We start from the raw sequence: 25580 nt of genomic DNA, 5'->3' as shown, positions 1-25580 counted from the left end.
CTTTCTTCACTTTTGAGCATCCCATGAAACTGATCCTGGAACGCCGCCCCGAGCCCAGCCGCCTTGCGCTGGCATTGGCGCCCATCGCGGCCATCCTCTTCACGCTGGCGGTCTGCACGCTGCTGGTGGCCTGGGCCGGCGCCCCCGTCGGCCGCACCTACGCGCTGCTGTTCGAAGGCGCGTTCGGCACGCGCTTCGCGCTGTCCGAAACCCTGACGCGCGCCACGCCGCTGATGCTGACGGGCCTTGCCTGTGCCGTGGCCTTTCGCGCGCGCTTCTACAACATCGGCGCGGAAGGGCAGCTCTATCTGGGCGCGCTGGCGGCGGTGGCCGTGGGCGGCCTGCATGACGGCACGGGCTTTGACCTGCCGGTGCCGGTGCTGTTTGGCGGAATGATGCTGGCCGCGGCGCTGGCCGGCGCGTTGCTGCTGCTGATTCCGGCCATCATGAAAACCCGCCTGGGCGTCGACGAAGTGGTGACCACGCTGCTGGGCAACTTCATCGTGCTGCTGTTCGTGTCGATGATGCTGGACGGCCCGATGAAGGATCCGATGGCGATGGGCTGGCCGCAATCGGTGGCGCTGAACGGCGACCTGGAACTGGGCAAACTCATCGAACGCACGCGCGCCCACACGGGCCTGTTGTGGGCCGCCGGCCTGGCGCTGGGCCTGTGGCTCTTGAACCGCTACACCGTCTTCGGTTTTCAGATGCGCGCGGTGGGCGCCAATGCCCACGCCTCCCGCTTTCTGGGCCTGCCGGTGAACCGCGTGATGCTGGGCACCGCCATGCTGTCCGGCGCGCTGGCCGGCCTGGCCGGCGCCATCGAGGTCGCGGGGCGCACCAGCTACGTCACGCTGGATATGTCGCCAGGGTACGGCTACACGGGCGTGGTCGTCGCCATGCTGGCCGGCCTGCATCCGCTGGGCGTGATCCTGGCCAGCATCTTCGTGGCCGGCATGCTGGTCGGCGCCGACAGCATGAGCCGCGCCATCGCCGTGCCCAACTACATCGCCGACGTCATCGTCGCCACTTCGCTGCTCGCCATGCTGGTCGCGACGCTATTCGCGCAGTACCGCCTGCGCCGCAACAAGGCTTGAGGAGCACGCCATGGAATGGATGGATCTGATGAGTTCCTCGGCGTTCTGGGTGGCCGTGCTGCGCCTGGCCACGCCGCTGATTCTGGGCACGCTGGGCGTGCTGCTGTGCGAGCGTTCCGGCGTCTTGAACCTGGGCATCGAGGGCATCATGGTGGCCGGCGCCTTCACCGGCTGGCTGGTCGTCTACCTGGGCGCGCCGCTGTACGTGGGCGTGCTGGCCGCCGCGCTGGCCGGCGCCGTGTTCGGCCTGCTGCACGCCGTGCTGACCGTGCCGCTGGGCCTGTCGCAGCACGTCTCGGGATTGGGCGTGACCCTGCTGGCCACCAGCCTCAGTTACTTTGCCTACCGCGTCACGTTCCCCAGCGTGTCCGCGCCGCCGACGATCACCCCCTTTGCCGAGATGAAGTTCCTGGCGGCAATTCCGCTGATCGGCCCCGTCCTGGCCGGGCAGACGCCCATGACGCTGATCGCGCTGGCCGCCGTGCCGATCCTGGCCTGGGTGCTGAACCGCACGCCGGTGGGGCTGGCCGTGCGCATGGTGGGCGAGAACCCCGCCGCCGCCGAAGGCCAGGGCCTGTCCGTGACGCGCCTGCGCATCGGCGCTATCGTGGCGGGATCGGCGCTGATGGGCGTGGCGGGCAGCTTCCTGACGCTGGCCGCATTCAACGCGTTCTTCTTCAACATGGTCAACGGCCGCGGCTGGGTCTGCGTGGCGCTGGTGGTGTTTGCGTCGTGGCGGCCCGGCAAGGCGCTGCTAGGCGCGCTGATCTTCGCGTTCTTCGACGCGCTGCAACTGCGCCTGCAACAAGGCGGCGCGGCGCTGCCGGGCATGCCCGAACTGCCGTATCAGGTGTATCTGATGCTGCCCTACATCCTGTCCATCCTGGCCCTGGTGTTCATGGCGCGCCGCGCCGCCTACCCGCAGGCCTTGATGAAGCCTTACCGCAAAGGCGAACGGTGACGGGACGCCATGACGACACTGACATTCTTCGCAAGGAACACGCATGCTTGACCTGATTCTTAAGCACTGCACGCTGCCCGACGGCCGCACCAACATCGACATCGGCGTGGCCGATGGCCGCATCGCCGCGCTGGAACCGGCCCTGAAGGCCGAGGCCGCGCAGACGGTGGACGCCGCCGGTCAACTGGTGAGCTCGCCCTTCGTCGACGCGCATTTCCACATGGACTCCACGCTGTCCTTTGGCCTGCCGCGCGTGAACCAGTCGGGCACGCTGCTCGAAGGCATTGCGCTGTGGGGCGAGCTCAAGCCGCTGCTCACGCAGGAAGCCCTGGTCGAACGCGCGCTGGCCTATTGCGACTGGGCCGTGGCGCGCGGGCTGCTGGCCATCCGCTCGCATGTGGATGTCTGCGATCCGCGCCTGTTGGCAACGGAAGCGCTGCTGCACGTGCGCGAAAAGGTCAAACCGTACCTGGACCTGCAACTGGTCGCCTTCCCGCAGGACGGCGTGCTGCGTGCGCCCGGGGCGCTGGACAACCTGAAGCGCGCGCTGGACATGGGCGTGGACGTGGTGGGCGGCATTCCGCATTTCGAGCGCACCATGCAGGACGGCGCCGAATCCGTGCGCATCCTGTGCGAGCTGGCGGCCGAACGCGGCCTGCGCGTGGACATGCACTGCGACGAAAGCGACGATCCGCTGTCGCGCCACATTGAAACGTTGGCGTATCACACGCAGCGGCTCGGCCTCTCCGGCCGGGTGACGGGCTCGCACCTGACGTCCATGCATTCCATGGACAACTACTACGTGTCCAAGCTGATCCCGTTGATCCGCGAAGCGGGCGTGTCGGCGATTGCCAATCCGCTCATCAACATCACGCTGCAAGGCCGCCACGACACGTATCCGAAGCGACGCGGCATGACGCGCGTGCCCGAGCTGATGGCGGCAGGCGTGCCGGTCGCCTTCGGCCACGACTGCGTGATGGACCCGTGGTACAGCCTGGGTTCAGGCGACATGCTGGAAGTCGCGCACATGGGCCTGCACGTTGGCCAGATGACGGGACAGGACGCGATGCGCGCCTGTTTTGAAGCGGTGACGACCACGCCCGCCAAGATCCTGGGCCTGGACGAGACGGGCCTGGCGGTCGGCAAGCGCGCCGACCTGGTGCTGCTGCAGGCGCGCGACGCGGTCGAGGCATTGCGCCTGCGCGCCACGCGCCTGATGGTGCTGCGCGCGGGCAAGGTGGTGGCGACCACGCCGCCGGCCACCGCCACGCTGCACCTGCCGGGCCGCCCCGGCCAGGTCAGCTTTCAGACGTCGGCCCGTTGACGTAAGCCGGTTGCGCGGCGGCCGTCACGATGATCTCCACCAGCATGTCGGGCGACGCCAGCTTGGCCTCGCAGGTGGCGCGGGTGGGCATCGCGCGCGGCAGCGCCCACTCGGCCCACACGGCGTTCATGCCGGCAAAGTCACGCGCGATGTCCTTGAGCCAGATCTGCACGGACAGCAGCCGCGACTTGTCGGTGCTCGCCTGCTTCAGATAGACGTCGATCTTGGCCAGCACGTCGCGCGTCTGGGCCTCGATGCCGCCCTCCGCGGTCGACGTCACCCCCGCGATATAGACGGTGTCGCCGTGAATCACGATGCGCGAGAGGCGCTCGTTGGTTTCCCTGCGCACGATATCGTTCATTCGTCTTGCTCCTTGGTCGATGGGGCGGATGCCATGCCGGCATCCGAAAAACGTTCAATCCGGAATGGCGCGATCGGCAGGTCCGTCGCGCCGGTCGTGATCAGGTCGGCCATGATGCGGCCCACGATGGGCCCGAGCTCGAAGCCGTGCGCCGAAAACCCGAAGGCGTGAAAGGCGGTCTCATGCCGGCTGCTGCGCCCGATCACGGGGATCTCGTCGGGCATGGCCGCCTCGATGCCCGCCCATCCGCGGTTCACGATGGCGTCGCGCATGTGCGGGAAAAGGTCCACCACCGTGCGCGCGCCCTCGGCCAGCGAGCGGAAATCCAGCTCGGTCCATTCGGCATCCCGGTCCACCCAGGCACGCCGCCCCCCGCCGATCAGCACGGTGCCATTGGTGCGCTGCTTGAACGACAGCGCACGGCCCGTGCCCAGCACCACGGGATCCAGAAAGTGATCCATGCGCAGCGTGACGAGCATCATCGGACTGATGGGTAGCAGCGGCACCGGCTCGTCCCATTGCGCGGCGATGCGATCCGCCCACGCGCCCGCGCAGTTCAGCACCTGCGGCGCGGTGTACACGCCGTCATCCGTCTGCACGCGCCATTGCCCGTCATGCCGCGTCACGCCTTGCACGCGTACTCCTTCCAGAAAGCGCGCGCCCAGGCTGGCGGCCTTCATGCGAAAGGCGAGGGTGGTGCGGTACGGATCGGCCGCCGCGTCTTCGCGCGCGATCAGGCCGCCCTGCACGGTGGGCGCGATCGCGGGAATCAGATCCAGCAGGTCTTCACGCGTTATCCACTGCTCGTGGGTGTAGCCGTGGTCCGTCATGGTCTTGAGCCGCGCGCGCAGCGTCTCGGCATCCGCCGCGTTCTCGGCGACGCGCACCTGCCCGTGCTGCTCGAAGCCGCAATCGTCATCCACCAGCTCGCCAATGCGATACCAGAGTTCGCGCGAGGCCAGCGCCAGCGGCACTTCGGCCAGATGGCGCGACAGCGTGCGCACGCCGCCCGCATTGACGCCGGAGGCGTGACGCCCCACGTAGTTCTTTTCGATGACCAGCGCGCGCACGCCGGCGCGCGCCAGATGCAGCGCGGCCGAGCTGCCATGCAGCCCGCCGCCGATGATGATGACTTCAGCCGCCCGCGGGTGAACGGTCATGGTGTCCACCCGTCATTTCTTCAGGCGGACGACGGCCTGACGCGAATCGTCGGTCTGGGGCAGCGAGGCCAGTTCGCCCAGCGTGAGCGGCTTGGTCGGAAAGCGCAGCCGGTAATAGCCCACTTCCTCGGTCGGCACGCCGCGTTCCTCGGCAATGATTTCCGACACCGTGAGGCCGCAGAAGCGGCCCTGGCACGGACCCATGCCGCAGCGCAGGAAAGCCTTCATCTGGTTCGGCCCGCTGCAGCCCAGCTTGACGGTCTCGCGCACCTGCGCGGCCGTGACTTCCTCGCAGCGGCAGACGATGGTGTCGCCGGTGGGCCGGCGGAATGCCTCGGGCGCCTTGTAGAGCGTGTCGAAGAATTCGCGGCCCCGCACAGCCCGCGCCAGCGCCTCGCGCGGCGCGGCGGCCTCGCTGTCGCGCTTGCGGGCGTCGATGCGGCCCAGCAGATGCGCGGCCTGCAACGCAGCCAACCGGCCGCGGTGTTCGGCCGCCACCGCGCCCGCGATGCCCGCGCCGTCGCCGGCCATGCCGATGCCGTCCACCGCCGTCGTGCCCCACTCGTCGACCTCCGGCTCCCAACAGTCCAGCGCGTCGTTCCAGCGATGCGCCACGCCCACGGCGCGCGACAGGTTCACGTTGGGCACCACGCCCTGATGCAGCATCAGCTGATCGGCGGGCAGGGTCTTGGTGACGCCGCCAGCCGTGTAGCGCACGCTTTGCAGCTTGCCGTCGCCCAGCGCTTCCAGCGCCGTTACCCCCTTGACGATGGGCACGGCAGCCTTGACCGCGCGCAGCAGCTTCAGCCCCTTGCCCAGATACGGCGAGCGCAGGAAACCCCAGACCTTGGGCAGCGCCTGTCCCATGCGTCCCGGCGGCGTGGTTTCCAGCAGCGCGTCGACCTTCACGCCCGCATTCAGGTACTGCCAGGCCACCAGGTACAGCAGCGGCCCGCAACCGGCCAGCACGGTGCGATCGGACGGTACGACGCCGGATGACTTCAGCAGGATCTGCGCCGCGCCCGCGGTGATGACGCCCGGCAGCGTCCAGCCCGGAATCGGAAAGGGCCGCTCCTGTGCGCCGGTGGCCAGCAGCAGGCGGCGCGCGTGCACGATGCGGGCCTCGCCCGCCACCGAGTACGCCACCTCGAAACCGTCGGCCGGCTCGGGCGCGGTGCGCTGCGCCACGGCCCAGACGGTCGCCCCCGGCACGTAGCGCGCGCCCGACTGCTGGAACGGCGGCACCAGCGTCGCGCCGTGCCAATAGTCTTCACCCAGAATGCCGCGGTTAGTGACCGGGGTGGTGGTGATGGCGCGGTAGATCTGGCCGCCGGGCGCGGGCTGCTCATCGAGCAGCATGGTATCCACGCCCAGGTTCGCGGCCAGCGTCGCGGCTGCCAAACCGGCCGGACCGGCGCCCACCACCAGCAAATCGCATTGCATCGTGTCGATCATGCCTGCACCTTGCGCGCGCCCAACTGGCGCTCGATCTTCATTCCTTCCCGCACGGGCGTCATGCAGCCCTGCTGGTTCGCTTGTCCGTCGATGGTGACCAGGCAGTCGTAGCACACGCCCATCATGCAGTAGGGGCCGCGCGGCACCTCGTTGACGGCCGTGTCGCGGCAGGCCTGCACGCCGCCCGCAAAGAGCGCCGCCGCCACGCTGTCGCCCTGGCGGCACAGCATTTCGGCGCCATTGACCGTTACCCGCACCGGCGCGCCCTGCGCCTGCCGCTGCGCCTCGTCAAGCCGCTTGAACATGAAACCTCCGGGTCGAGAAGGGCGCCATGTCGTCGGCCAGCTTGCCGGCGGCGATCATGGGCGCCAAGTTGAGCGCGTGCGCGGCGGCGAGCGTCACGCCGCTGTGACAGGTGGCGACGAAGGCCCCCGGGCACGTTTCGGATTGCTGATAGATCGGAAAGCCGTCCTTGGACATGACGCGCAGCGCCGCCCAGCTGCGGACCACGCGCACGTCCCGCAGCGCGGGCAGCGTGCGCACAGCGCGGTCGGCAAGCGTGCCCAGGATCGGCAGGCCAACCAGGTTGTCCACATAGCCGGCCTCTTCCTGCGAATCGCCGATGAGCCACGTGCCTTCGTCGGTCTGGCGCAGCGTGGACAACGGCGTCTCGAGCATGCGGCGCGTGCGCTCCAGCACGACGATCTGGCCGCGCTGCGGCCGTACCGGCACGTCCAGACCGACTTGCTCGCCAAGCTGCTTGTTGGACAGCCCCGAGGCCAGCACCACCTTGTGCGCACGCACCGTGCCGCCGGGCGTGGCGATTTCAAACACGCCGTCACGCAGGCGGATGCTTTGCGCCGGCCGCTGCGGCAGGTAATCCACAACCCGCTGTGCAAAACTCATGTGCAGCGCGCGCAGCAGCTTGAGCGGGTTGGCGATGCCGTCCACCGGCGTCCACGTCGCGCCGCGCACCTCGGGTCCGATGCCCGGCACCAGGTCCGCGACCTCGGCGCGATCCAGCATCTTCCACTCGTACTGCGCCATGCCCGGCTGCGCCAGCAGCGTGTTCATGAAGCGCGTGCGCGCCTCGACCTCTTCGTCGCTCAGGAGCGCGTGCAGGCCGCCGCGCTGCTCCAGGTGCACGTCGACCCCGGTCTCTTCCTGCAGCAGGGCGGCAAGCCGGGGCCAGCCAGTGGCCGACGTCATGGTCCACACGCCATAGCGCGGCAGGCCCATGCCCTTGCTCTGCACCCACACCAGGCCGAAGTTCCCGCGCGAAGCCCGATAGGCCACGTCGCCTTCGTCCAGCACGGCCACGTGGTCCAGTTCGCGGCGCAGCCCGTAGGCCACGGCCGATCCGACCAGACCGCCCCCGATCACCGCCGCATCGTAGATGCCGCGGTGCACGGGCGCGCGCGGCGCCAGTTCTTTCTCTTCCGTCATCAGCGTCCCTTTCCTACAAACAGCTTCTCCAGGCCGACCGCGCGGTCCAGGATGAATATGGCAATGATCGTCACGTAGATCAGCACCGCCGACACGGCCGTCACCAGCGGATCGATGGTGTCTTCGATATGCAGGAAGATGCGCACCGGCAGCGTCGTGGTGGACGGCGAGGCGATGAAGATCGACATCGTCAGTTCGTCAAAGCTGGTGATGAACGCGATCACCCAGCCGCTGACCACGCCCGGCAGCAAGAGCGGCAGCACCACGCGCCGGAATGCCGTCCAGTTGGACGCGCCCAGCGACTGCGCCGCGCGCTCCAGCGCCGGATCGATGCCCGTTGCCGAGGCCAGCACCAGCCGCAGCGCATACGGCATGACCAGGATCACGTGCGCCACGACCAGGCCGAAATACGTGCCGGCCAGGTCCACGGTCGTGAAGAACTTCAGGAACGCCAGGCCCAGCACCACGTGCGGAATCATCAGCGGCGACAGGAAGAACGCCACCAGGGCTTCGCGGCCCGTGAAGCGGTTGCGGGCGATCGCCAATGCGCTGGGCACGGCCAGTCCGATGGCTAGCGTGGCCGACAACGTGCCCAGGCCCAGACTGAACCAGAACGCATCGACAAAGCGCGGGTTGTCCAGAATGGCGCGGAACCAGCGCAGCGACAGCCCGCCCGAGGGCAGCGAAATAAAGCCTTCGGACGTGAACGCCACCGCGCACACCATGACGATGGGCGCCAGAATGAACAAGATGAACAGCGTGTGGAAGACGAGGCCGATGGGGCCGTTGCGAAATTGCATGTCAGCCTCCGGCCTGGTTGAACACGGCCCCGTAGCGGCGCTCGATGATGCGGTTGGCCGACAGCAGCACCACCACGGTCGCCACCAGCAGCACCACGGCCAGCGCTGCGCCCAGCGGCCAGTTCAAGGTGTTCAGGAACTCGTCGTAGGCGGCGGTGGCCACGTTCTTCAAGCGCCGTCCGCCGATGATGGCCGGCGTGGCGAACGAGCTGGCCGCCATCGCAAACACCATGATCGCGCCCGAGAGGATGCCGGGCATCACCTGCGGCACGATCACGCGCCGGATGACGGTGAACTGGCTGGCGCCCAGCGACAGCGCGGCCGCCTCGGTAGCGGGGTTGATCCGCTGCAGCGAGGCCCACACCGAGATCACCATGAAGGGCACCAGCACGTGCGTCAGCGCAATGCCCACGCCCAGGTTGCTGTACATGAAATCGATGGGGGTGGAGATCAGCCCGATGCCCATCAGCGCCTTGTTGATGAGGCCGGTGGACCCGAACAGCAACGCCCAGCCCAGCGTGCGCACCACCACCGAAATCAGCAGCGGGCCCAGCACCACCATCAAAAATAGGCCCTTCCACGGATTGGCCATGCGCGACAGCACGTAGGCTTCGGCCGTGCCCAGCACCAGGCACGCCACGGTCACGGCCGCGGCCACGCCAAACGTGCGCGCGTAGATCTCGTAGTAGTAGCCGTCCGAGAAGATCTCGATGTAGTTCTTCCAGGTAAAGGTGGCCTCGATGCCGCCGTAGAACTGGAAGTCGAAGAAGCTGATCAGAAACACCAGCGCCATCGGCACCACGAGGAACGTGGCATACACCACCAGCGCCGGGGCGCTCAGCACCCACGGATTGGTGCGCGCGCTCATGACGCGTTGCCTTGCGGCGCGGCCGCCGGATCGACGGCGCACATGTCCTGCGCGCGCCAGCGCAGATGCACGGTCTCGCCTTCGGCGGGCACCGGCACGCCGTCGTTCTGCCGGATCACCATCACTTCGCCGACCGACGTTTCCACCTGGCACAACCAATGGTTGCCCTGGAAGACGCGCGTCTTCATGCGGCCCGGCAATGCACAGGTCGCGGGCTCGGAAAACAGGATCTTCTCGGGCCGCACGATCACCGCGCCCTGCGGCACTGGTGCACCGTTCAATGAGACATGGGCTTCGCCGATGCGCGCGCGCGTTTCGCCTTCGTACTGCTCGGCTTGCGGCGTGAACACGTTGGCCTTGCCCAGGAAACCGCCCACGAAATGGCTGGCAGGCCCTTCGTACGCGGCAAAGGGTTCGGCCACCTGTTCGACGCGGCCCTGGTTCATCACCACGATGCGGTCCGACAGCGCCAGCGCCTCGGACTGATCGTGCGTGACGAGAATGGTCGTGGTGCCGACCGTGCGCTGGATGCTGCGCAATTCCAGCTGCATTTCTTCGCGCAGCTTGGCGTCAAGGTTGGAGAGCGGTTCGTCCAGCAGCAGCACGCTGGGCCGGATGACCAGCGCCCGCGCCAGCGCCACGCGCTGTTGCTGGCCGCCGGACATGCGCGCCGGGTGCCGGTCGGCCAGATGCGACAGGCCCACGAGCTTGAGCGCGTCGGCCACGCGGGCCTGGCGCTCGTCCTTTTTCACGCGCTGCATCTCCAGGCCGAACGACACATTCTCGGCCGCGGTCATGTGCGGAAAGAGCGCGTAGTTCTGGAACACCATGCCCAGCCCGCGCTTGTTGGCGGGCACCTTGCTGACGTCCTTGCCGTTCAGCACGATGCTGCCGCCGGACGGTTCGACGAAGCCGGCGATCATCTGCAGCGTGGTGGTCTTGCCGCAGCCGGACGGTCCCAGCAGCGAGATGAATTCGCCTTTGTTTACCGACAGGCTCAGGTTTTCGACGGCCGTAGTGTCGCCGTAGCGCTTGCTCAGGCGGTCAAGCACAAGATAGGTCATGAATGCTCCCGGTGGGCGGCAGTGGCGCCGCCCGTATGCCCACGCGTCAGCGCTCGATTTCCCGCGTCCAGCGCTTGTTCCAGTCGTCCCGATTCTGGTTGACCGTATCCCAGTCGATTACGATGAGATCGGCGGCGCGCTTGCCGATGGGCAGCGGTACACGGGGATCGTCCGTGACCTTGGCCTTCTTGTTGACCGGACCATAGCCGTACGCGGAAGCGAGCTTTTCCTGGACCTCGGGCGACACCAGGTATTCGACGAAGGCCTGCGCCTTCGGGTTGGCATTGGGTTTGGCGATCGGACACACGGAAGACAGCAGCGCGTAGGCGCCTTCCTGCGGATAGACGAATCCGACCGGAAAGCCCGTGTCGGCAAACGCCTTGACGCGGCCGCTGCCCCAGACCGCGATGGTGGCCTGCCCGCTGGAGAAGAGCTCGGTCATCTTGCCAGGCGAAGGCTCATAGACCAGCACATTGGGACCGACCTCGTTCTTGAACGTGGTGAAGCCCGGATCGATCTTCTTTTCGCCGCCGCCGCCTTCGCGGGCGTATTCCACCAGCGTGTGCAGGCCATAGGTGTTGTTCAGCGGCGGAATGACCAGTTGCTTCTTGTACTTCGGATCCTTCAGGTCCTTCCAGGACGTGGGCGGCGCCCACTTCTTCTCGTCGAAGACCTTCTTGTTGTACATGATGCCCGTGGCCACGATGCCGATGGCGACCGCCTTGTCGTCCTTGTAGCGCGCGGTGGTGTAGATGTCGTCGGCGGGCAGGTTCTTGATGGGTTCGCAAAAGCCCAGCGCAATGGCCTGGTACATGGGGCCGTCATCGATGATGGCGACGTCGATCTGCTGGTTGCTCTTTTGCGCCTGCAGGCGCGCCACGGTGTTGGTGGAATTGCCGGCCACGTAATCCAGCTCGACGCCATGCTGTTTGGCGAAGGGCGGGAAGATGTCCTTGCGCATGATGTCTTCGAACGAGCCGCCGTAGCCGGCCACCACCAGTTTCTGCTGCGCCTGTGCGTTTGCGCCCAGCCCGGCCGCTACCGCCGCCGCCGCGAGCACTGCAAGTACCTTGCTCATGAGAACCCCCGAATTTTGGAAGAGAACTGCAAGAACCGACTGATTTGTTGCCCGGCGACCTCATGTCCGCCGTACAATTTGTCCGTACATGAATGTCCGGACAAATAATGAATCCCGCATGACTGCCTTGTCAATCGGTTATTGTCCGGACAAACCCTATAAAACCAATCTAGGAGCCAACCTCATGACCCGATCCTCCGAGCGCGCTGCCAGCCCCGGCGGGGAGCGGCAAGCCCGCGGCCGGCCCGGCGCGGCGCTCCCGGCAGACATGTCGGGTGGCCCCCGCTACAAGAGCATCTATCAGTCGCTCTCGCAGGACATCAGCTCCGGGCGCTACCCCGTCATGACGCTGCTTCCCACCGAGCACGAACTGTGCGAACAATTCGGCGCCAGCCGTCACACCATCCGCGAAGCGATCCGCATGCTGACGGTGGCTGGCGTGGTGTCGCGCCGGCCGGGCGTGGGCACGCGTGTCGAAACGGCCCGCGCGACGACCCGTTTCACGCAGCGCATCTCGCAGTTTCCCGATCTGCTGCAGTACGCGCGCAACGCGGCGCTGCTGGTGCAGGACGTGCGCACCGTCAAGCTGACCAAGCGCCTTGCCGAAACGCTGGGCTGCGAAGCCGGGCAAGAATGGCTGCACATCAACTCGATCAAGACGCTGGACGATCCCGACGTGCCGGCCGCCAGCACGCTCATCTACACGAACCCGGCGCATTCGGACGTGCTGGTGGACGTGAAGTCCCGGATCTCGCTGCTGCGGCTGATCGAGGACCACTTTGGCGACCGCATCACCGAGGTCAACCAGGAGTTCTCCGCCACGCCCATCGGCGCGGCGATCGCCAGGCAACTTCAAGTCGACACCGGCACGCCCGGCTTTGTCATCACCCGCCGGTACTACGGCGACGGCGGCGTGCTGCTGCTTGCCACCATCACCACGTTTCCGCACGACAAGATGAAGTACTCGATGACCCTGAACGTCAGTTGACGCGCGGCTCGGTCTACGCGGACAGCCCATAGTCCGCACGCGCCGCGTGAGGGCTGATCTTGCCGTCAGCCAGGTCCTGTTTCACGCGCGCCGGCGGCCGCTCCGACGGCGCGCCATAACCGCCGGCCCCCGGCGTTTCGATGCGCACGCTATCGCCAGCCGCAAGCGCAATGTTGGCGGTCTTGGAAAAAAGCTCCTCGGCCTGCGGCGTTCCGAAGTTGCGGATCAGGCGCGCGCGGCGGCCATCTCCACCGCCGTCAACGCCCGCGGCCACGCCGACGGTGTGACTGTCCGAGCGCGCCGAGAACACGATGCCTGGCCCCACCGCGCGTATCTGCTTGGCGATGCCCAAGCCGCCGCGCGTGCGGCCCGCGCCGCCCGAGTCCTGAATCATCGCGTACTCGTCCATCAGCAGGGGATACTCGTTCTCCAGCGCTTCGACCGGCAGGTTCGACGTGTTGGTCATATGCACATGCACCGCATCCATGCCGTCCGCATCGAAGCGCGCCCCCGCGCCGCCGCCCAACGTTTCCAGGTACACAAAGTGTCCCGCGCGCTCGCGCCACCGTCCCGAGAACACGATGGCGGGGCAGCAGTCGTTGCTGGAAGCCATGGTCTTTTCCGGCGGCAGCAGGCCCCGGAATGCACCGAAGATCGCGCCGGCCACCTTCTGCGCGGTGATCGACCGCGCGCCCACCGCGGCCGGATGCTCGGGATTGGTGATGGTGCCCACGGGCGCGGACAGCGTGATGGGATCGAACAGCCCGGCATTGGGTGCCAGGTCCGGATCCAGCAGCGCCTTCACGGCGTAGTAGACGCAGGCGCGCAGGGCATTGAACGGCAGGTTCATGGCGCCGCGCGCCTGCCTGCCCGATCCGTCGAAGTCGAAGTGCAGATTGTCCGGGCCGACGGTCAGCGTCACCTGGATGGGCACCGGATCGCCGCCCATGCCGTCGTCGTCAAGATCGCTGCGGAAGGTGTAGCTGCCGGGGCGCAGCTCGGCGATGCGGTTCAAGAGGCGTTTGCGCGTGTAGGCGATCACGTCGTCCACCGAGCGCAGCACAGCTTGCAGCCCCATCTGGCGGATCAATCCCTGCACCGCGGCCGCGCCGCGGCGGTTGGTCGCCATCTGCACGCGCAGGTCGAGCACGCGCTCTTCCGGATCGCGGGTGTTCGCGCAGATGAGGCGCAGCAGGTCCTCGTCGGTCTGGCCCGCGCGGGCCAGGCGGCAGGCGGGGATGCGGATGCCTTCCTCGAAGATCGACTTCAGCCCGCCGGCAATAGAGCCAGGCACGGCGCCGCCCACGTCGGAGTGATGCGCGATGTTGGCGGCAAAAAATCGCAGCGTGCCTTCCCAGAACACCGGCGTGATGATGTTGATGTCGGGCAGGTGGCTGCCGTCGGCCAGGTACGGATCGTTGCAGATGAACACGTCGCCGTCGCGGATCTGGTCTTCGGCAAACGTGCGCAGGATGGCGCGCATGGCGCCGTCCAGCGATCCGAGGTGCAGCGGGATCTGCGTGCCCTGCGCGACCAGCCGCCCTGCCGCGTCAAAGAGCGCCACCGAGCAGTCCTTGCGCTCCTTGATGTTGGTCGAGAACGAGGCGCGCACCAGCGTGTTGTTCATGTCTTCGGTGATCGACAGCAGGCGGTTGCAGAACACCTCCATGCCGATCGGATCCGCCAGGACCGAGGCGCTGTCCGCCTCGCGCGGTTCAATGGAATCAGGCTTGTTCATGCGAGCCTCCTTGCAAACGGATGATCAGGTTGCCGAATTCGTCGACGCTGGCCTCGTGGCCCACGCCGACCACCGTGGTCGAGCTCATTTCCTCGAGCAGCGCCGGGCCCTGAAAGCGCGCGCCGGTCGGCACGCGGTCGCGGTCGTACACAGGCGTTTCCAGCCAGCCATGCGCCGGCCCGAAGTACGCCTTGCGCTCGCCCAGCCGCGCGTCCTGCAGCGTGCCGCCCACATGGCGTGGCGCGAGCGGCGCCTTCACCACCTGTCCGACCGCCTGCATGCGGCAATTGATGATCTGCACCTTGCGATCGTCCACCGTGTAGCCGTATTCGCGCTCATGGGCCTCTTCAAAGCGCCGCGCAAATTGCGCGTAGCCGCCCGGGCCCGTGTCGTCCAGGCTGACCTGCACCTCGAAGTTCTGCCCCTCGTAGCGCGCGTCGATCGCGCTGTGGCACACGCGCAGCGCGGGATCGACGCGTTCGGACGCGAGCCAGTCGCGCGCCTGCGCGGCAAGCCCTTCGAAGATGGCGGTGATGGCGGGCCACGTGTCCTCGCTGGCGAGCGATATCTCGCTTTGCACGAAGTCGAACGAGATGTCGCTGAGCAGAATGCCGCGCGCGCACATCGTGCCGGGTTCCTGCGGCACGATGACGATGGGGATGCCGCATTCCTCGGCCACTTCCACGGCGTGCAGCGGACCCGCGCCGCCGTAGGCATACAGCGCAAAGCGCGACAGGTCGTAGCCCCGCTCGGTGGAAACCGCCCGGATCGCGCGGCTCATGTTGGCGGCGGCGATGCGCAGGATGCCCTCGGCAGCCGCCTCCATGGTCAATCCCAGCGGTTCGGCGACGCGGCCGCGGATGACCTCGCGTGCCGCATCGGCATACACCGGCATGCGGCCATTCAAGAGCGCCACGGGGTTGAGCCGCTGCAATGCGACTTCGGCGTCGGTGATGGTGGGCTCCTGGCCGCCACGGCCGTAGCCCACCGGGCCCGGCACCGCGCCCGCGCTGTGCGGACCCACCTTCAGCGCGCCGGCATCGTCCAGCCACGCAATGCTGCCGCCGCCCGCGCCGATGACATGGATGTCGACCATCGGCGTCTTGACCGGATAGCCGGCGACATGGCGATGCGAGGTGAAGAGCGGCCTGCCTTCGCACACCAGCGACACGTCCGTGCTGGTGCCGCCCACATCGAACGTCACAAGGTTCAGGCTGCCGATGGCGCGTCCCACGGCCGCGGCGCCGACCACGCCGGCGGCGGGGCCGGACAGGCAGGTGCGCACCGGATACTGGCGCACCGTGGCGATCGACATCAGGCCGCCGTTGGAGTGAATGGTGTGCGGCTCATGCCCGATGTCCAGTTCCCGCACCCGCTTCAGGAAACGCTCCAGGTAGCGCGCCATCTTCGGCCCGACCGCCGCATTGAGCACGGTGGTGGACAGGCGCTCGTATTCGCGGAATTCGGGCAACACCTCGGAGGACTGGCTGATGTACGCATCCGGCATTTCTTCCTGGACGATGCAGGCGGCGCGGCGCTCGTGCGCCGGGTTGCGGTAAGCATGCAGAAAGCAGATCGTCACGGCCTCGATGCCGGCCCTGGCGAAGCGCCGCGCCGCATCGCGCACCTGCGCTTCGTCCAGCGCCGTCAGGACCTCGCCCGCCGCGTTGACGCGCTCGTCGACTTCGGCGCGGAATTCGCGCGGCACCGCGACGGGCGGCTTGCCCACGCTGTAGTCGTACAGGTGCGGGCGCGTCTGGCGGCCAATCTCCAGCACGTCGCGAAAGCCCCGCGTGGTGATCAGGCCAACGCGCGCGCCCTTGCGTTCGATGATGAGGTTGGTGGCGACCGTGGTGCCGTGGCCCACGTGCGACACCTGCGAAGGCGCGACGCCATGATCCGCAAGCATCTGCCCGATGCCCGTGGCGATGGCCTCGGAGGGATCGTGCGGCGTGGAGGGCACCTTGTGAAAGTGCACCACGCCGGCGTCCTCGTCGATCATCGTGAAATCGGTAAACGTGCCTCCGACGTCTATCCCTATGCGATACATATCGTTCTTTCCAAAAAATGAGGGTCAGTCCAGACGAATGCCGGCTTTCTTCACCACCTGGCACCACTTGCTGATTTCGTCCTTGATCATCGAGCCGAACGCCGGGCCCGCAACATCCGACACCTGAGCGCCCTGCTGCTCGAGATAGGTCTTCATGGCGGGCGCGTGCAGGGTCTGCACCAGGCCGTCGGTCAGCTTGGTGCGCAAGGGTTCGGGCATGTTGGCGGGCGCCAGCATGCCGAACCACACCATGGCCTCGTAACCGGGGTAGCCGGACTCGGCGACGGTGGGCACGTCGGGCAACATGGCCGAGCGCTGCGGCGAGGTCACCGCCAGCGCCTTGATCTTGCCGTCCTTGATGTAGGGGTACGACGTCATCACGACGTCCATCATCATGTTGATCTGTCCGCCCACCAGGTCGATGAGCGCGGGGCCGGAGCCGCGGTAAGGCACATGCACCATCGACACCCCGGCGGTGGACTTGAAGAGTTCGGCGGCCAGGTGGTTGGACGTGCCTTGGCCGTTGGAGGCGAAGGAATACTTCTCGGGCTCTTTCTTCAGCAGGGCCACAAACTCCTGCAGGTTGTTGGCGGGGACGGACTGGTTCACCGACATGACGTTGGGGATCGTGGCCACGACCGTCAGCGGCGTGAAGTCCTTGACCGCGTCGTACGGCAGCTTGGAATAGACGCAGGGCGCGCTGCCGTGCGTGCTGACCGATCCCATCAGGATGGTGTAGCCGTCGGCGGGTTGGCGCGCGACGTACTCGGTGCCGACGGTGCCGCCCGCGCCGGGCCGGTTTTCGACGATGACGTTGGCGCCCAGGCGCTGGCTCAGTCCTTCGGCGATCTTGCGCGCCACCAGGTCGGTGGAGCCACCGGCCGCGAACGGCACGACGATGCGGATGACCTTGTCAGGCCAGGCGGCGCTGGCGGTTCCGGCGGCGGCAAAGAGCGCGACGCCGGCGGCAATGCGACAGCAACTGCGAAGTAGCCCTGTTTTCATGGCTTGGTTTCCCCTTGTTGATAGAACTTCCTTATGGCCGGATCATGCGTGTCCGACCTTGGTTCGCTGCAACAACGAAGTCATGCTAGGCCCGGCGCCGCGATGACAGCAGTCCTACAGGTTTATATTTGTATAGATGCCATTTATGGACGCGCAGCGATGAAGAATCCGGACCTGAATCTGCTTCTGCACTTCGATGCGTTGATGGCATGCAGAAACGTGTCGCGCGCGGCCGAGGCGATGAACATCAGCCAGCCGGCCATGAGCGCGGCAATGAACCGGCTGCGCCAGTTGTTCGGCGATCCGCTGCTGGTGCGCGAGGGCGGCGCGTGGCAGCCGACGCTGCGGGCGCTGGAACTGCACCAGCATTTCAAGCCCCTATTGGAGGGCTGGCATCGCGCGACGCGCACCCGCGAGGCGTTCGACCCGGCGCATTCGTCGCGCACGCTGTCGCTGTATGCGACCGATTATGTGCAGTACACGCTGCTGCCCAAGCTGATTCCGCGGCTTGCGGTGGACGCGCCGCACTTCCAGTTGCAGATCGTGCCGGCGCGGCCGCAGCACGGGCTGAGCATGCTGGACACCAATCATGTGGAGCTGATCGCGGGCTATTTTCCGGACCCGGCGCCGGATCTGCGCACGCGCTTTCTGTACCAGGAGCCGGCGGTGTGCATCGTGCGCGAAGGACATCCGTGTTTGCGCAAGCGCTGGAACCTGGACGCCTACCTGAGCTACGGACATCTGGATCTGGCCGCGCACACGCGCTACTTCAGCACGGCGATCGATCGCATCCTGATGGGCCAGAACCGCAGCCGCAAGATCGTGGCGACGCTGTCCAGCTATCTGGTGTGTCCGTTCATCGTGGAGGGATCTGACCTGATCGCGACGATGCCGGTGAGCATTGCGAAGGCGATGTCGGGCAGCGCGCGCATCGTGACGCAGAAGGTGCCGCTGACGTTGCCGCCCATTGCGGTGTCGTTGTACTGGCACGAGCGCTATCAGGACGATCCGGCGCACGCCTGGCTGCGGCAATATCTGGCAGGCGTGCTCGGGTAGCGGGAGGCGCTGTCTGCTATTGCAGCGGCAGGCAGATGCGGGTCTGCAATTGCGCGGGCGGGGTGGTGCGCGGGTCGTTCAGGTATTGCTCGAACATGGGGAAATCCGCGGGGGCCATGCCGCTGGACGGAAGCCATTCGGCAAAGAGCCAGTCGTAGGGCTTGCGCATTTCGTTGTAGGGGCCGGTGTACGTGAGGATGGCGCAGCGGCCGGCGGGAATTTCGAAGCGTTCGAGTTCCTGGCCGATGTCGGCATCGGGCGCGACGGGCATGCCGGCAAGCGATCGCAACTGGCTTTCGGGGACCTGCTCGGGGTCATCGAAATAGATGCCGTAGCCGATGGTGTCGGGGGTGGCGATGCCGCGGCCGATGGCGAGCATGAAGGCCCTTGAGAAGACGGGGCCGATGTCCTGGTAGCTGCCGCGATGGGGCAGGACGGCCAGGGTGGTTCCAGGGAAGTTCTCGATGACGACGGGGTACATGGTCAGCTCCTTGGGGGTGGAAGACTGGGAGCGGGCGGCGCGATACCGGCCCGGCGGGGTGCCGAAGAGGGCGCCGAAGGCGCGGTTGAAGGCGGCGTCGGATTCGTAGCCGGCGCGTTGGGCGATGTCTCTCAATGGGGTTTCGGAGCCGGCCAGGGCGGCAGCCGCGCGGTGCATGCGGATGCGCTGGACGGTGGCGTTGACCGTTTCTCCCATCATGGCGCGGTAGACGCGGTGGAAGTGATAAGGGGATAGGCAGGCCAGGTCGGCCAGGTGGTGCAGGTCTGGCGGGGCGTCTGGGTTGGCGGCTAGCCAGCGTAGGACGGGGTCCAGGCGTTGGGCGTAGAGGGATCGCGTTGCGGGTTTCAATGGGTTGCTCCTTGGTAGGGGCAATTTAGCGTTTGGGGGTTTGCAGATTTTGCGGTTTTTTTCTCTGGGTTGCGCCGGTTCGGTTCTTTAGACGCACGGCGCGGCGGCGGCCTTGGGGCGCGGGGCTACGATTGCGGTCCGGAGCCTTCGCTCCGGACTGCCCCTTCGTCATCTTCGTCCGCCTTCGGCTCCCTTCAGATTCCCTCGGGCGCATCTACACGCCCCGCGCCCCAAGGCCGCCGCCACACCGTGCTCTGTTAGTTCGAGTATCCGCATCGCTGGGGCGGGCGGGGTACTTGGCGTTTTTATGCTCGGGCGGTGCTTGGGATGGAAGATCTTGCGGTGCCCGCTCCACGGCGGCCGCGCGGGCGGCCTGGTGGCGCTTACGCAGTGTCTTGCGGCACGCGTTGGCGCTGCGCGCTTCGCTCTGGATTGCTGTGGGCTGCGCAGTGTCAGTAGCCGCGCTGAGGGTCGTAGATGTTGGGAAGCGCCTCGCCGCGCTCGTTGGCTGCGATCAGCAGCGCGGTGTGGCGCGCGCGCTCCTTGCGGTCGGGGATCGCCGCGCAGTGGGGCGTGATGGTGATTCTTGGGTGCGTCCACAGTGGGGAGTCTTCGGGCAAGGGTTCCTGCTCGAAGACGTCCAGGATCGCCTGGTCCAGATGGCCGCTGTTCAGCGCATCCAGGATGTCCTCGGTGACCATGTGGGTGCCGCGGCCGGCGTTGATGAGGCTGGCGCCTTTTGGGAGCTGGGACAGCGTCGTGCGGTTGAGGATGCCGCGCGTCGTTTCGGTGGCGGGCAGGAGGCAGACGAGGAGGTCGGTGTTGGCGAGGAAGTCGGCGAACTGGTCCTGGCTTGCGTAGGACGGCATGCCGGGTAGCTTGCTGGCGCCGCGCGACCAGCCGCTGACGGGAAAGCCTGCGCCGGACAGGAGTTGGGCTGAGGCGATGCCAAGGTGGCCGAGGCCCATGATGCCGACGCGCACGTCGGCGGCGACGCGCAGGGAGTCGAAGAATTCCCAGTGGCGGCGGGCCTGGTTGTCGGTGATGCGTTTGACGTTGCGCGTGATCATGAGGGCGCTGGTGAGCACGTACTCGGCCATTTCGGTCTGCGTGCGCGCGGTGACCATGCGTGCGATGCGCAGGTGGCGCGGCAGGGCGGGGTCGGCGAGGATGTGGTCGACGCCGGCGCCGGCGCTGATGATGAGTTTCAGGTTGGGGAAGGTGGCCAGGCGGCCGGCGTCGGGGGCCCAGACGAGGGCGTAGTCGATGGTGGCGGGGTCGGGGTCTTCGTGCCAGCCGACAACGTCCAGTTCCGGCGCGAACGCGCGGAAATGCGCGCGCCATTCTTCTGTCGCCTGGGGGCCGCCGGAATTGATGATGAGGCGCATGCGTGTCCTTGCTGGTGGAAGGCCGGCGCGGCGCGCCTGCGGGTTGTCCACAGGACGCCGCGCGTTGGCCTCAACGTTCGACCGTGCGGTTCCAGCGGGCGTTGAAGGCGGGCCGGGCCGCGTTGATCTGGTCCCAGTCCAGGATCTTAGCGTTGGCCATGTAGCCTTGGAAGCGCTTGAGCGTCTCGGCGTTGTCGGCGGACGCCTGGACGTTCTTGTTGGACGGGAAGTGGCCGCCCATTTCCAGCGCCTTGGCCTGGGCCTTGGCGGACAAGAGGTACAGCGCGAGCTTTTGCGCGAGTTCGGGTTCGCTGTTCTTGGCGATGACGCATTCGCCGACCATGAGGATGACGGAGCCTTCCTTGGGCTGGGCGTATTCCACCGGGATGTCGCGCTTTTTCAGGCGGGCGATGGCGGTGGGGGTGAGCGGGAAGATGGCGGCCTCGTCGGACTGGATCATCTCGGCCAGCTTGGCGGAGTTGGGGATGTACTCGAGCACGTTGGGGCCTATGGTGGAGGGCCACTTCTTGAAACCGGGCTCGTAGTTCTGGTCGTTGCCGCCTTCGATGCGGTTGAACATCAGGAAGCCGTGCAGGCCGAAGGTGCTGCCGGAAGCAGACTGGAAGACGACCTTGCCCTTGTACTTGGGATCGGCCAGGTCCAGCCACGAGGTCGGCGGCGTCCAGCCGTTCTTCTGGAAGAGGCGGGTGTTGTAGCCCAGGCCGGTCATGCCGATGTCGATGCCGGCGGCCATGCGGTCTTTCATCAGGGCGGTGGGATACAGCTCTTTCAGGACGGGGTCGTCGTTGAGCTGTTCGCACAGGCCCATCGAGATCGCGCGGGCCATGATGCCGTCATCCAGGAACATGACGTGCATCTGCGGGTTGTCCTTGTAGGCCTGCGCCTTGGCGAGCACGTCGGTCGAGGTGCCGGGCACGACGACGATCTTGACGTTGTTGGCCTTCTCGAAGTCAGGGAACACGTGCTGCGTGAAGGCGCGTTCCATGTCGCCGCCGTTCATGCCGACGTACAACGTCTTTTGCTGCGCCATTGCGCCGGCGGACAGCAATGCCAGCACCGCCGCGCCCAACAGGCGCTTCCCCTTGGTCAGGCGCTGCGCGCCCTGTTTCTTGTGCATCATGGTGACTCCAGCGTTTGCTCACGAAGACTCTCAGGCCGGGCCGCGGCGCCGTGAGCGGCGGGCGCGTACCGTTCAATGCGGAAGGCATCGATGGGAATGGAGGATCGGCCGTGCACGACCAGTTCGGACAGGACTTCGCCGACGGCCGGGCCAATCTGAAAGCCCGCGCCGGACAGGCCGAAGGCATGAAAGAGACCGGGCACGATGGCGCTGGGTCCGAGCACGGGATTGTGGTCGGGCATGTTGCCTTCCACCCCCGTCCAGAAGCGGATGACCTGCGCGCCGCGCAGCACGGGCAGTAGCGTTGCCGCATTGGCCATCAGCGCGCCAAGGTTGTCGCGCCCCGGGCGGGCATAGTCAGGGTCTGCCGAGACGCCGCGCCCGCCGCCGATGACGCAGTTCCCGCGCGCGACCTGGCGCGCGTAGATGCCGCCGCCCTGCATGCCCAGGCTGACGTTCATGAACAGCGGCAGGGGTTCGGTCACCATCATCAAGGGATGAATGGAGGTTTCGGGCACGGGTTCGCCAAAGCCTTCGGCGAAGCGGCCGGCCCAGGCGCCCGCGCAATTGAGCAGCACGCGCGCGCGCACTTCCAGTGTGTCGCCAGCGCGCACGATGAAACGCGTGCCGTCGTGCGTGGCTGATGTGACGCGCACGCCTTCGCGCACGTCGGCGCCCAGCGCGGCCGCGGCACGGCCAAACGCCGGGGACACGAGCCGAGGGTTGGCGTGGCCGTCCTGCGGGCAGAACGAGCCGCCCACCACGCCCTGGCCCAGCCAGCCGAAGCGCCGCGCCAGCGCGCGGCGGTCCAGGATTTGAAGATCCATGCCAAAGCCGCGCGTGCTGTCGCGATAGGCCTGCAGCAACGCCAGGTCGGCGTCGCTGCAGGCAAGCTTCAAATGTCCGGAGCGCACGTACTCGCCGTCGATGCCGATCAGCTCGGGCAGCTTGCCCCACAGTTCGTGCGCGCGCCGCGCGAGCGGCAGCTGTTCAACGCCGCGGCCCTGCCGCCGCACGCCGCCGTAGTTGACGCCGCTGGCCTTGGCGCCGCACAGCGCCGCTTCCAGCAGCACCACGGGCACGCCCTGGCGGCGCAGGAACAGCGCGGCGCTGCCGCCAACGATGCCGCCGCCGATGATCGCGACTTCGGTGTCGATGCGTTCCGTCATGCGGCCTCCATCATGCGGACTTCCATCATGCAGCCCTTTTCGCGGGCCGTTCCAGGCACACCACGTTGACCGGGATGGGTTTGACCGGCGGCTGGTTGCGCAGCCGGCCCATGGCGCGCGGCGCGCAGCCCACGGCGTGGGCCAGGACTTCCGCGCCGGCAACGCCGCACATGCGGCCCTGGCAACGGCCCATGCCCACGCGCGTCAGCGCTTTCAGGCGATTCATCTCCCGCACGCCGTTCTCGTGCACGGCCTGGCGGATGGCGCCGGCGGTGACTTCCTCGCAGCGGCAGACGACGGTGTCGTCGGCGATGCCGGCGGCCCAGTCCTCTGGGAACGGGAAGGCGCGTTCAAGCGCGTCGCGCACGCGGCCGTTGGCCGTCAGTTGCGATTCCAGCACGCGCGCGCGGCGCGCGTCGTGCGGATGCCCGGTGTCTTCAAGCAGCGCCAGCGCCGCGCGTTCGCCCGCCAGTTCGGCGGCGTCGGCGCCGCCGATGCCTGCGCCATCGCCGGCGACGTAGACGCCCGCCACGCTGCTGCGGCCAGCGGCATCGCGCCGCGGGATCCAGTTGCGGTCACGTTCGTTGAATTCAAAGTCGCAGCCGATCAGGCTGGCAAGCTGGGTTTCGGGCCGCAGCGACAGGCCAAAGCCCACCGCATCGCAGTCCAGCGTGTGGGTGCGTGCGCCCTGCCGGTACGACAGACCCGTGACGCGGTCCGTGCCCGCGACGGCCACGGGCCGCACGCCGCTGCGCAGCGGCACGCCGTGTGCGCGCAGCCACGCCATGTAGTAAAGGCCCTTGGCCAGCAACGCGGGCGCGCGCAGCATGCCGGGCAGCGCGGCAGCGCGGTCGGCAAAGCGGGACGTGTCCAGGACGGCTGCGACTTGCGCGCCCGCCTTGGCGTACTGATAGGCCACCAGATACAGCAGGGGGCCGGTGCCCATGAACGCGACGCGCGAACCGATGCCGCATCCCTGGTGCTTGAGCGCCACCTGCGATCCGCCCAGCGTGTAGACGCCGGGCGTCAGCCAGCCGGGAAACGGCAGCACGCGGTCGGTGGCGCCGGTGGCAAGGATGAGGTGGGTGTAGGGCACGGTGGTGCTGACGCCGTCGCGCAGCACGTCCAGCGTCCTGCCCTCGGCGTTCCAGACGAGACAGCCGGGGCGGTATTCCACGCTGCCCTGCAACGCCTGCATGGTCCGGTGCACGGCGTCGGCCTTGCGGTGTTCGAAGCCGTACAGCGCGGATTTGGGCCGCGAGAAGCCGGGCGGCGGCTGCCGGTAGATCTGGCCGCCGGGCCGCAGGCCTTCGTCCAGGATCACGGGCCGCAGGCCTTGCGCGGCCAGCGTCTGGGCCGCGCGGATGCCGGCCGGCCCCGCGCCGACGATCACGGGCATCACGGCGGTCATGGCGTGTCGTCCTCGGGCCAGGCGGCGGCCGACAGGGTTCCCGGCGCGGCTGCCGGCGCCAGCGCGGCGCTCTGCAGCCGCATGCCGGGCTCGATATACGTGGAACAGGCGCGCACGCGCTCGCCGTTTTCAAGCTGCACCCAGCAGTCCTGGCAGGCGCCCATCATGCAGAAGCCGGCGCGCGGCCCGCCCCCGAATTCCGAGACGCGCAGGCGCTCGCCCTGCGTCAGGACGGCGGTCAGGACCGTGTCGCCGGCAAGCGCCGTGCAGGGCTGTCCGTCGAACGTGAAGGTCAACGCGGGCCGGCCGGTTTCGGCCAGGCGTTTCAGGATTGCCATGGCGCGCGCGGCTCCTTTGCGGCTGTCGGCAGCGATTTCATTTTTGGCCCACCAGGACGCGGTCCAGTCCGTACACCCGGTCCAGCAGCAGCATGGTCACGGCCGTCAGCGCAATCACCAGCGCGGACACGGCGGCCATCATGGGATCGATGGATTCGGTGGCATACATGTACATGCGAACGGGCAGCGTGATGGTCGATGGCGCGGTGATGAACACCGACATGGTCAGTTCGTCGAAGCTGTTGATGAACGCCAGCAGCCAGCCGCCGGATACCCCGGGAATGATGAGCGGCAGGGTCACCGTAAAGAACACCGTGGCGCGGCTGGCGCCCAGCGACAGCGCGGCATGCTCGATGGACCGGTCAAAGCCCACCAGCGCGCCGATCACCAGGCGCATCACGTAAGGCGTGATGACGACCACGTGGCTGGCGACCAGCCACGGAAAGCTGCCGGCCATGCCCATCAGAGCAAAGAAACGCAACAGCGCCACGCCCAGCACCAGGTGCGGGATCATGAGCGGCGACAGGAACAGGCCGTTGAGCACGTCGCGCCCCGGAAAGCGGTAGCGCGTGATGGCGATGGCCGCGGGCACGGCCAGGCACACGGCAATGCTGGCCGACAGGAACGCGAGCCACAGGCTGTTCTTGAATGCCTGCATGAAGTTGGGATGCTCGAATACCGCGTAAAACCAGCGCAGCGAGAAGCTTGTGGTGGGCACGGTAAGCGTCGAGTCCGGCGTGAACGCCACCAGGCACACGATGACCAGCGGCGCCAGCACAAAAGCCACCACCAGGAAATTGAACGCCAGCGCGAAAGGACCGTTCTTCTGCAT

At 67.3% G+C, this 25580-nt stretch carries 24 protein-coding genes; 5 read left to right on the top strand and 19 right to left on the bottom strand.

What is annotated here, in order from left to right; genetic code table 11:
- Positions 1 to 23: 23 nt before the first annotated feature.
- From H4P35_RS00200 to H4P35_RS00190, 3 genes are read left to right on the top strand one after another with little or no spacing between them, the layout of a single operon-like run.
- Complete coding sequence (locus tag H4P35_RS00200; RefSeq protein ID WP_063953565.1) at positions 24 to 1097, top strand: ABC transporter permease; 1074 nt, start codon at positions 24 to 26, stop codon at positions 1095 to 1097.
- Positions 1098 to 1107: 10 nt separating this feature from the next.
- Positions 1108 to 2058: an ABC transporter permease gene (locus H4P35_RS00195; protein WP_226847649.1), complete on the top strand. Its 951-nt coding sequence runs from the start codon at positions 1108 to 1110 to the stop codon at positions 2056 to 2058.
- Positions 2059 to 2101: 43 nt separating this feature from the next.
- Positions 2102 to 3382 carry an amidohydrolase family protein gene (locus H4P35_RS00190; protein WP_226847648.1) on the top strand — a complete coding sequence of 427 codons (1281 nt, stop codon included), beginning with the start codon at positions 2102 to 2104 and terminating at the stop codon, positions 3380 to 3382.
- Here the strand turns inward: H4P35_RS00190 and H4P35_RS00185 are convergent.
- Genes H4P35_RS00185 through H4P35_RS00145 form a run of 9 tightly spaced genes read right to left on the bottom strand, consistent with a single transcriptional unit; the run spans position 3357 to position 11614 of the window.
- On the bottom strand, positions 3357 to 3743 hold the full coding sequence (locus tag H4P35_RS00185; protein WP_226847647.1) for a RidA family protein: 387 nt from the start codon (positions 3741 to 3743) through the stop codon (positions 3357 to 3359). The genes H4P35_RS00190 and H4P35_RS00185 overlap by 26 nt on opposite strands.
- Positions 3740 to 4903, bottom strand: coding sequence for an FAD-binding oxidoreductase (locus tag H4P35_RS00180; protein ID WP_226847646.1), 1164 nt, complete (start codon positions 4901 to 4903; stop codon positions 3740 to 3742). The genes H4P35_RS00185 and H4P35_RS00180 overlap by 4 nt, the downstream gene beginning before the upstream one ends.
- Before the next feature lie 12 nt (positions 4904 to 4915).
- Positions 4916 to 6358 (bottom strand): NAD(P)/FAD-dependent oxidoreductase, encoded by a 1443-nt coding sequence (locus H4P35_RS00175; protein ID WP_175236638.1) that lies wholly within the window; start codon positions 6356 to 6358, stop codon positions 4916 to 4918.
- Positions 6355 to 6663 carry a (2Fe-2S)-binding protein gene (locus H4P35_RS00170; RefSeq protein WP_056327675.1) on the bottom strand — a complete coding sequence of 103 codons (309 nt, stop codon included), beginning with the start codon at positions 6661 to 6663 and terminating at the stop codon, positions 6355 to 6357. The genes H4P35_RS00175 and H4P35_RS00170 overlap by 4 nt, the downstream gene beginning before the upstream one ends.
- Positions 6647 to 7804, bottom strand: coding sequence for an FAD-binding oxidoreductase (locus H4P35_RS00165; RefSeq protein ID WP_056327674.1), 1158 nt, complete (start codon positions 7802 to 7804; stop codon positions 6647 to 6649). The genes H4P35_RS00170 and H4P35_RS00165 overlap by 17 nt, the downstream gene beginning before the upstream one ends.
- On the bottom strand, positions 7804 to 8604 hold the full coding sequence (locus H4P35_RS00160) for an ABC transporter permease (RefSeq protein WP_056327673.1): 801 nt from the start codon (positions 8602 to 8604) through the stop codon (positions 7804 to 7806). The genes H4P35_RS00165 and H4P35_RS00160 overlap by 1 nt, the downstream gene beginning before the upstream one ends.
- A gap of 1 nt (position 8605) precedes the next feature.
- Positions 8606 to 9472, bottom strand: coding sequence for an ABC transporter permease (locus H4P35_RS00155; RefSeq protein WP_226847645.1), 867 nt, complete (start codon positions 9470 to 9472; stop codon positions 8606 to 8608).
- Positions 9469 to 10536 carry an ABC transporter ATP-binding protein gene (locus H4P35_RS00150; RefSeq protein WP_226847644.1) on the bottom strand — a complete coding sequence of 356 codons (1068 nt, stop codon included), beginning with the start codon at positions 10534 to 10536 and terminating at the stop codon, positions 9469 to 9471. The genes H4P35_RS00155 and H4P35_RS00150 overlap by 4 nt, the downstream gene beginning before the upstream one ends.
- Before the next feature lie 46 nt (positions 10537 to 10582).
- Positions 10583 to 11614, bottom strand: a complete 1032-nt coding sequence (locus H4P35_RS00145; RefSeq protein WP_056327670.1) for an ABC transporter substrate-binding protein — start codon at positions 11612 to 11614, stop codon at positions 10583 to 10585.
- A gap of 184 nt (positions 11615 to 11798) precedes the next feature.
- Here H4P35_RS00145 and H4P35_RS00140 point away from each other — a divergent pair, with 184 nt between their 5' ends.
- Complete coding sequence (locus H4P35_RS00140) at positions 11799 to 12602, top strand: GntR family transcriptional regulator (RefSeq protein ID WP_062839324.1); 804 nt, start codon at positions 11799 to 11801, stop codon at positions 12600 to 12602.
- Positions 12603 to 12615: 13 nt separating this feature from the next.
- Here the strand turns inward: H4P35_RS00140 and H4P35_RS00135 are convergent, their stop codons facing one another.
- Genes H4P35_RS00135 through H4P35_RS00125 form a run of 3 tightly spaced genes read right to left on the bottom strand, consistent with a single transcriptional unit; the run spans position 12616 to position 17395 of the window.
- Positions 12616 to 14340 (bottom strand): hydantoinase B/oxoprolinase family protein, encoded by a 1725-nt coding sequence (locus H4P35_RS00135; protein ID WP_226847643.1) that lies wholly within the window; start codon positions 14338 to 14340, stop codon positions 12616 to 12618.
- Positions 14327 to 16390: a hydantoinase/oxoprolinase family protein gene (locus tag H4P35_RS00130; RefSeq protein ID WP_226847642.1), complete on the bottom strand. Its 2064-nt coding sequence runs from the start codon at positions 16388 to 16390 to the stop codon at positions 14327 to 14329. The genes H4P35_RS00135 and H4P35_RS00130 overlap by 14 nt, the downstream gene beginning before the upstream one ends.
- Before the next feature lie 24 nt (positions 16391 to 16414).
- A complete protein-coding gene (locus H4P35_RS00125) occupies positions 16415 to 17395 on the bottom strand; it encodes a tripartite tricarboxylate transporter substrate binding protein (protein WP_062839321.1) in 981 nt (326 codons plus the stop codon).
- A 159-nt stretch (positions 17396 to 17554) separates the two neighbouring features.
- On the opposite strand from H4P35_RS00125, the gene H4P35_RS00120 reads away from it, so the two are divergent.
- The gene (locus H4P35_RS00120) at positions 17555 to 18451 is read left to right on the top strand and encodes a LysR family transcriptional regulator (RefSeq protein WP_180099905.1); all 897 of its coding nucleotides are present in this window, start codon (positions 17555 to 17557) and stop codon (positions 18449 to 18451) included.
- Between the two features lie 16 nt (positions 18452 to 18467).
- Here H4P35_RS00120 and H4P35_RS00115 read toward each other — a convergent pair whose 3' ends face one another.
- The 7 genes from H4P35_RS00115 to H4P35_RS00085 all read right to left on the bottom strand — a co-directional run bounded on the left by H4P35_RS00115 (position 18468) and on the right by H4P35_RS00085 (position 25580).
- Positions 18468 to 19301 carry a GyrI-like domain-containing protein gene (locus tag H4P35_RS00115; protein WP_226847641.1) on the bottom strand — a complete coding sequence of 278 codons (834 nt, stop codon included), beginning with the start codon at positions 19299 to 19301 and terminating at the stop codon, positions 18468 to 18470.
- 452 nt (positions 19302 to 19753) lie between these two features.
- The gene (locus H4P35_RS00110; protein ID WP_226847640.1) at positions 19754 to 20689 is read right to left on the bottom strand and encodes a glyoxylate/hydroxypyruvate reductase A; all 936 of its coding nucleotides are present in this window, start codon (positions 20687 to 20689) and stop codon (positions 19754 to 19756) included.
- 70 nt (positions 20690 to 20759) lie between these two features.
- Positions 20760 to 21830 (bottom strand): ABC transporter substrate-binding protein, encoded by a 1071-nt coding sequence (locus H4P35_RS00105; RefSeq protein WP_056327663.1) that lies wholly within the window; start codon positions 21828 to 21830, stop codon positions 20760 to 20762.
- A complete protein-coding gene (locus H4P35_RS00100) occupies positions 21827 to 22999 on the bottom strand; it encodes an FAD-binding oxidoreductase (protein ID WP_226847639.1) in 1173 nt (390 codons plus the stop codon). The genes H4P35_RS00105 and H4P35_RS00100 overlap by 4 nt, the downstream gene beginning before the upstream one ends.
- 25 nt (positions 23000 to 23024) lie before the next feature.
- Positions 23025 to 24410, bottom strand: a complete 1386-nt coding sequence (locus H4P35_RS00095; protein WP_226847638.1) for an NAD(P)/FAD-dependent oxidoreductase — start codon at positions 24408 to 24410, stop codon at positions 23025 to 23027.
- Positions 24407 to 24748 (bottom strand): (2Fe-2S)-binding protein, encoded by a 342-nt coding sequence (locus H4P35_RS00090; RefSeq protein WP_142052102.1) that lies wholly within the window; start codon positions 24746 to 24748, stop codon positions 24407 to 24409. Before H4P35_RS00090 ends, H4P35_RS00095 begins: the two co-directional genes overlap by 4 nt.
- A gap of 37 nt (positions 24749 to 24785) precedes the next feature.
- Positions 24786 to 25580: an ABC transporter permease gene (locus H4P35_RS00085; RefSeq protein WP_056327659.1), complete on the bottom strand. Its 795-nt coding sequence runs from the start codon at positions 25578 to 25580 to the stop codon at positions 24786 to 24788.

The organism is Achromobacter sp. 77, from assembly GCF_020541125.1.
In the GTDB taxonomy this organism is placed as follows: domain Bacteria; phylum Pseudomonadota; class Gammaproteobacteria; order Burkholderiales; family Burkholderiaceae_B; genus Achromobacter; species Achromobacter mucicolens.
This window is presented reverse-complemented; position numbering and strand designations above follow the sequence as displayed.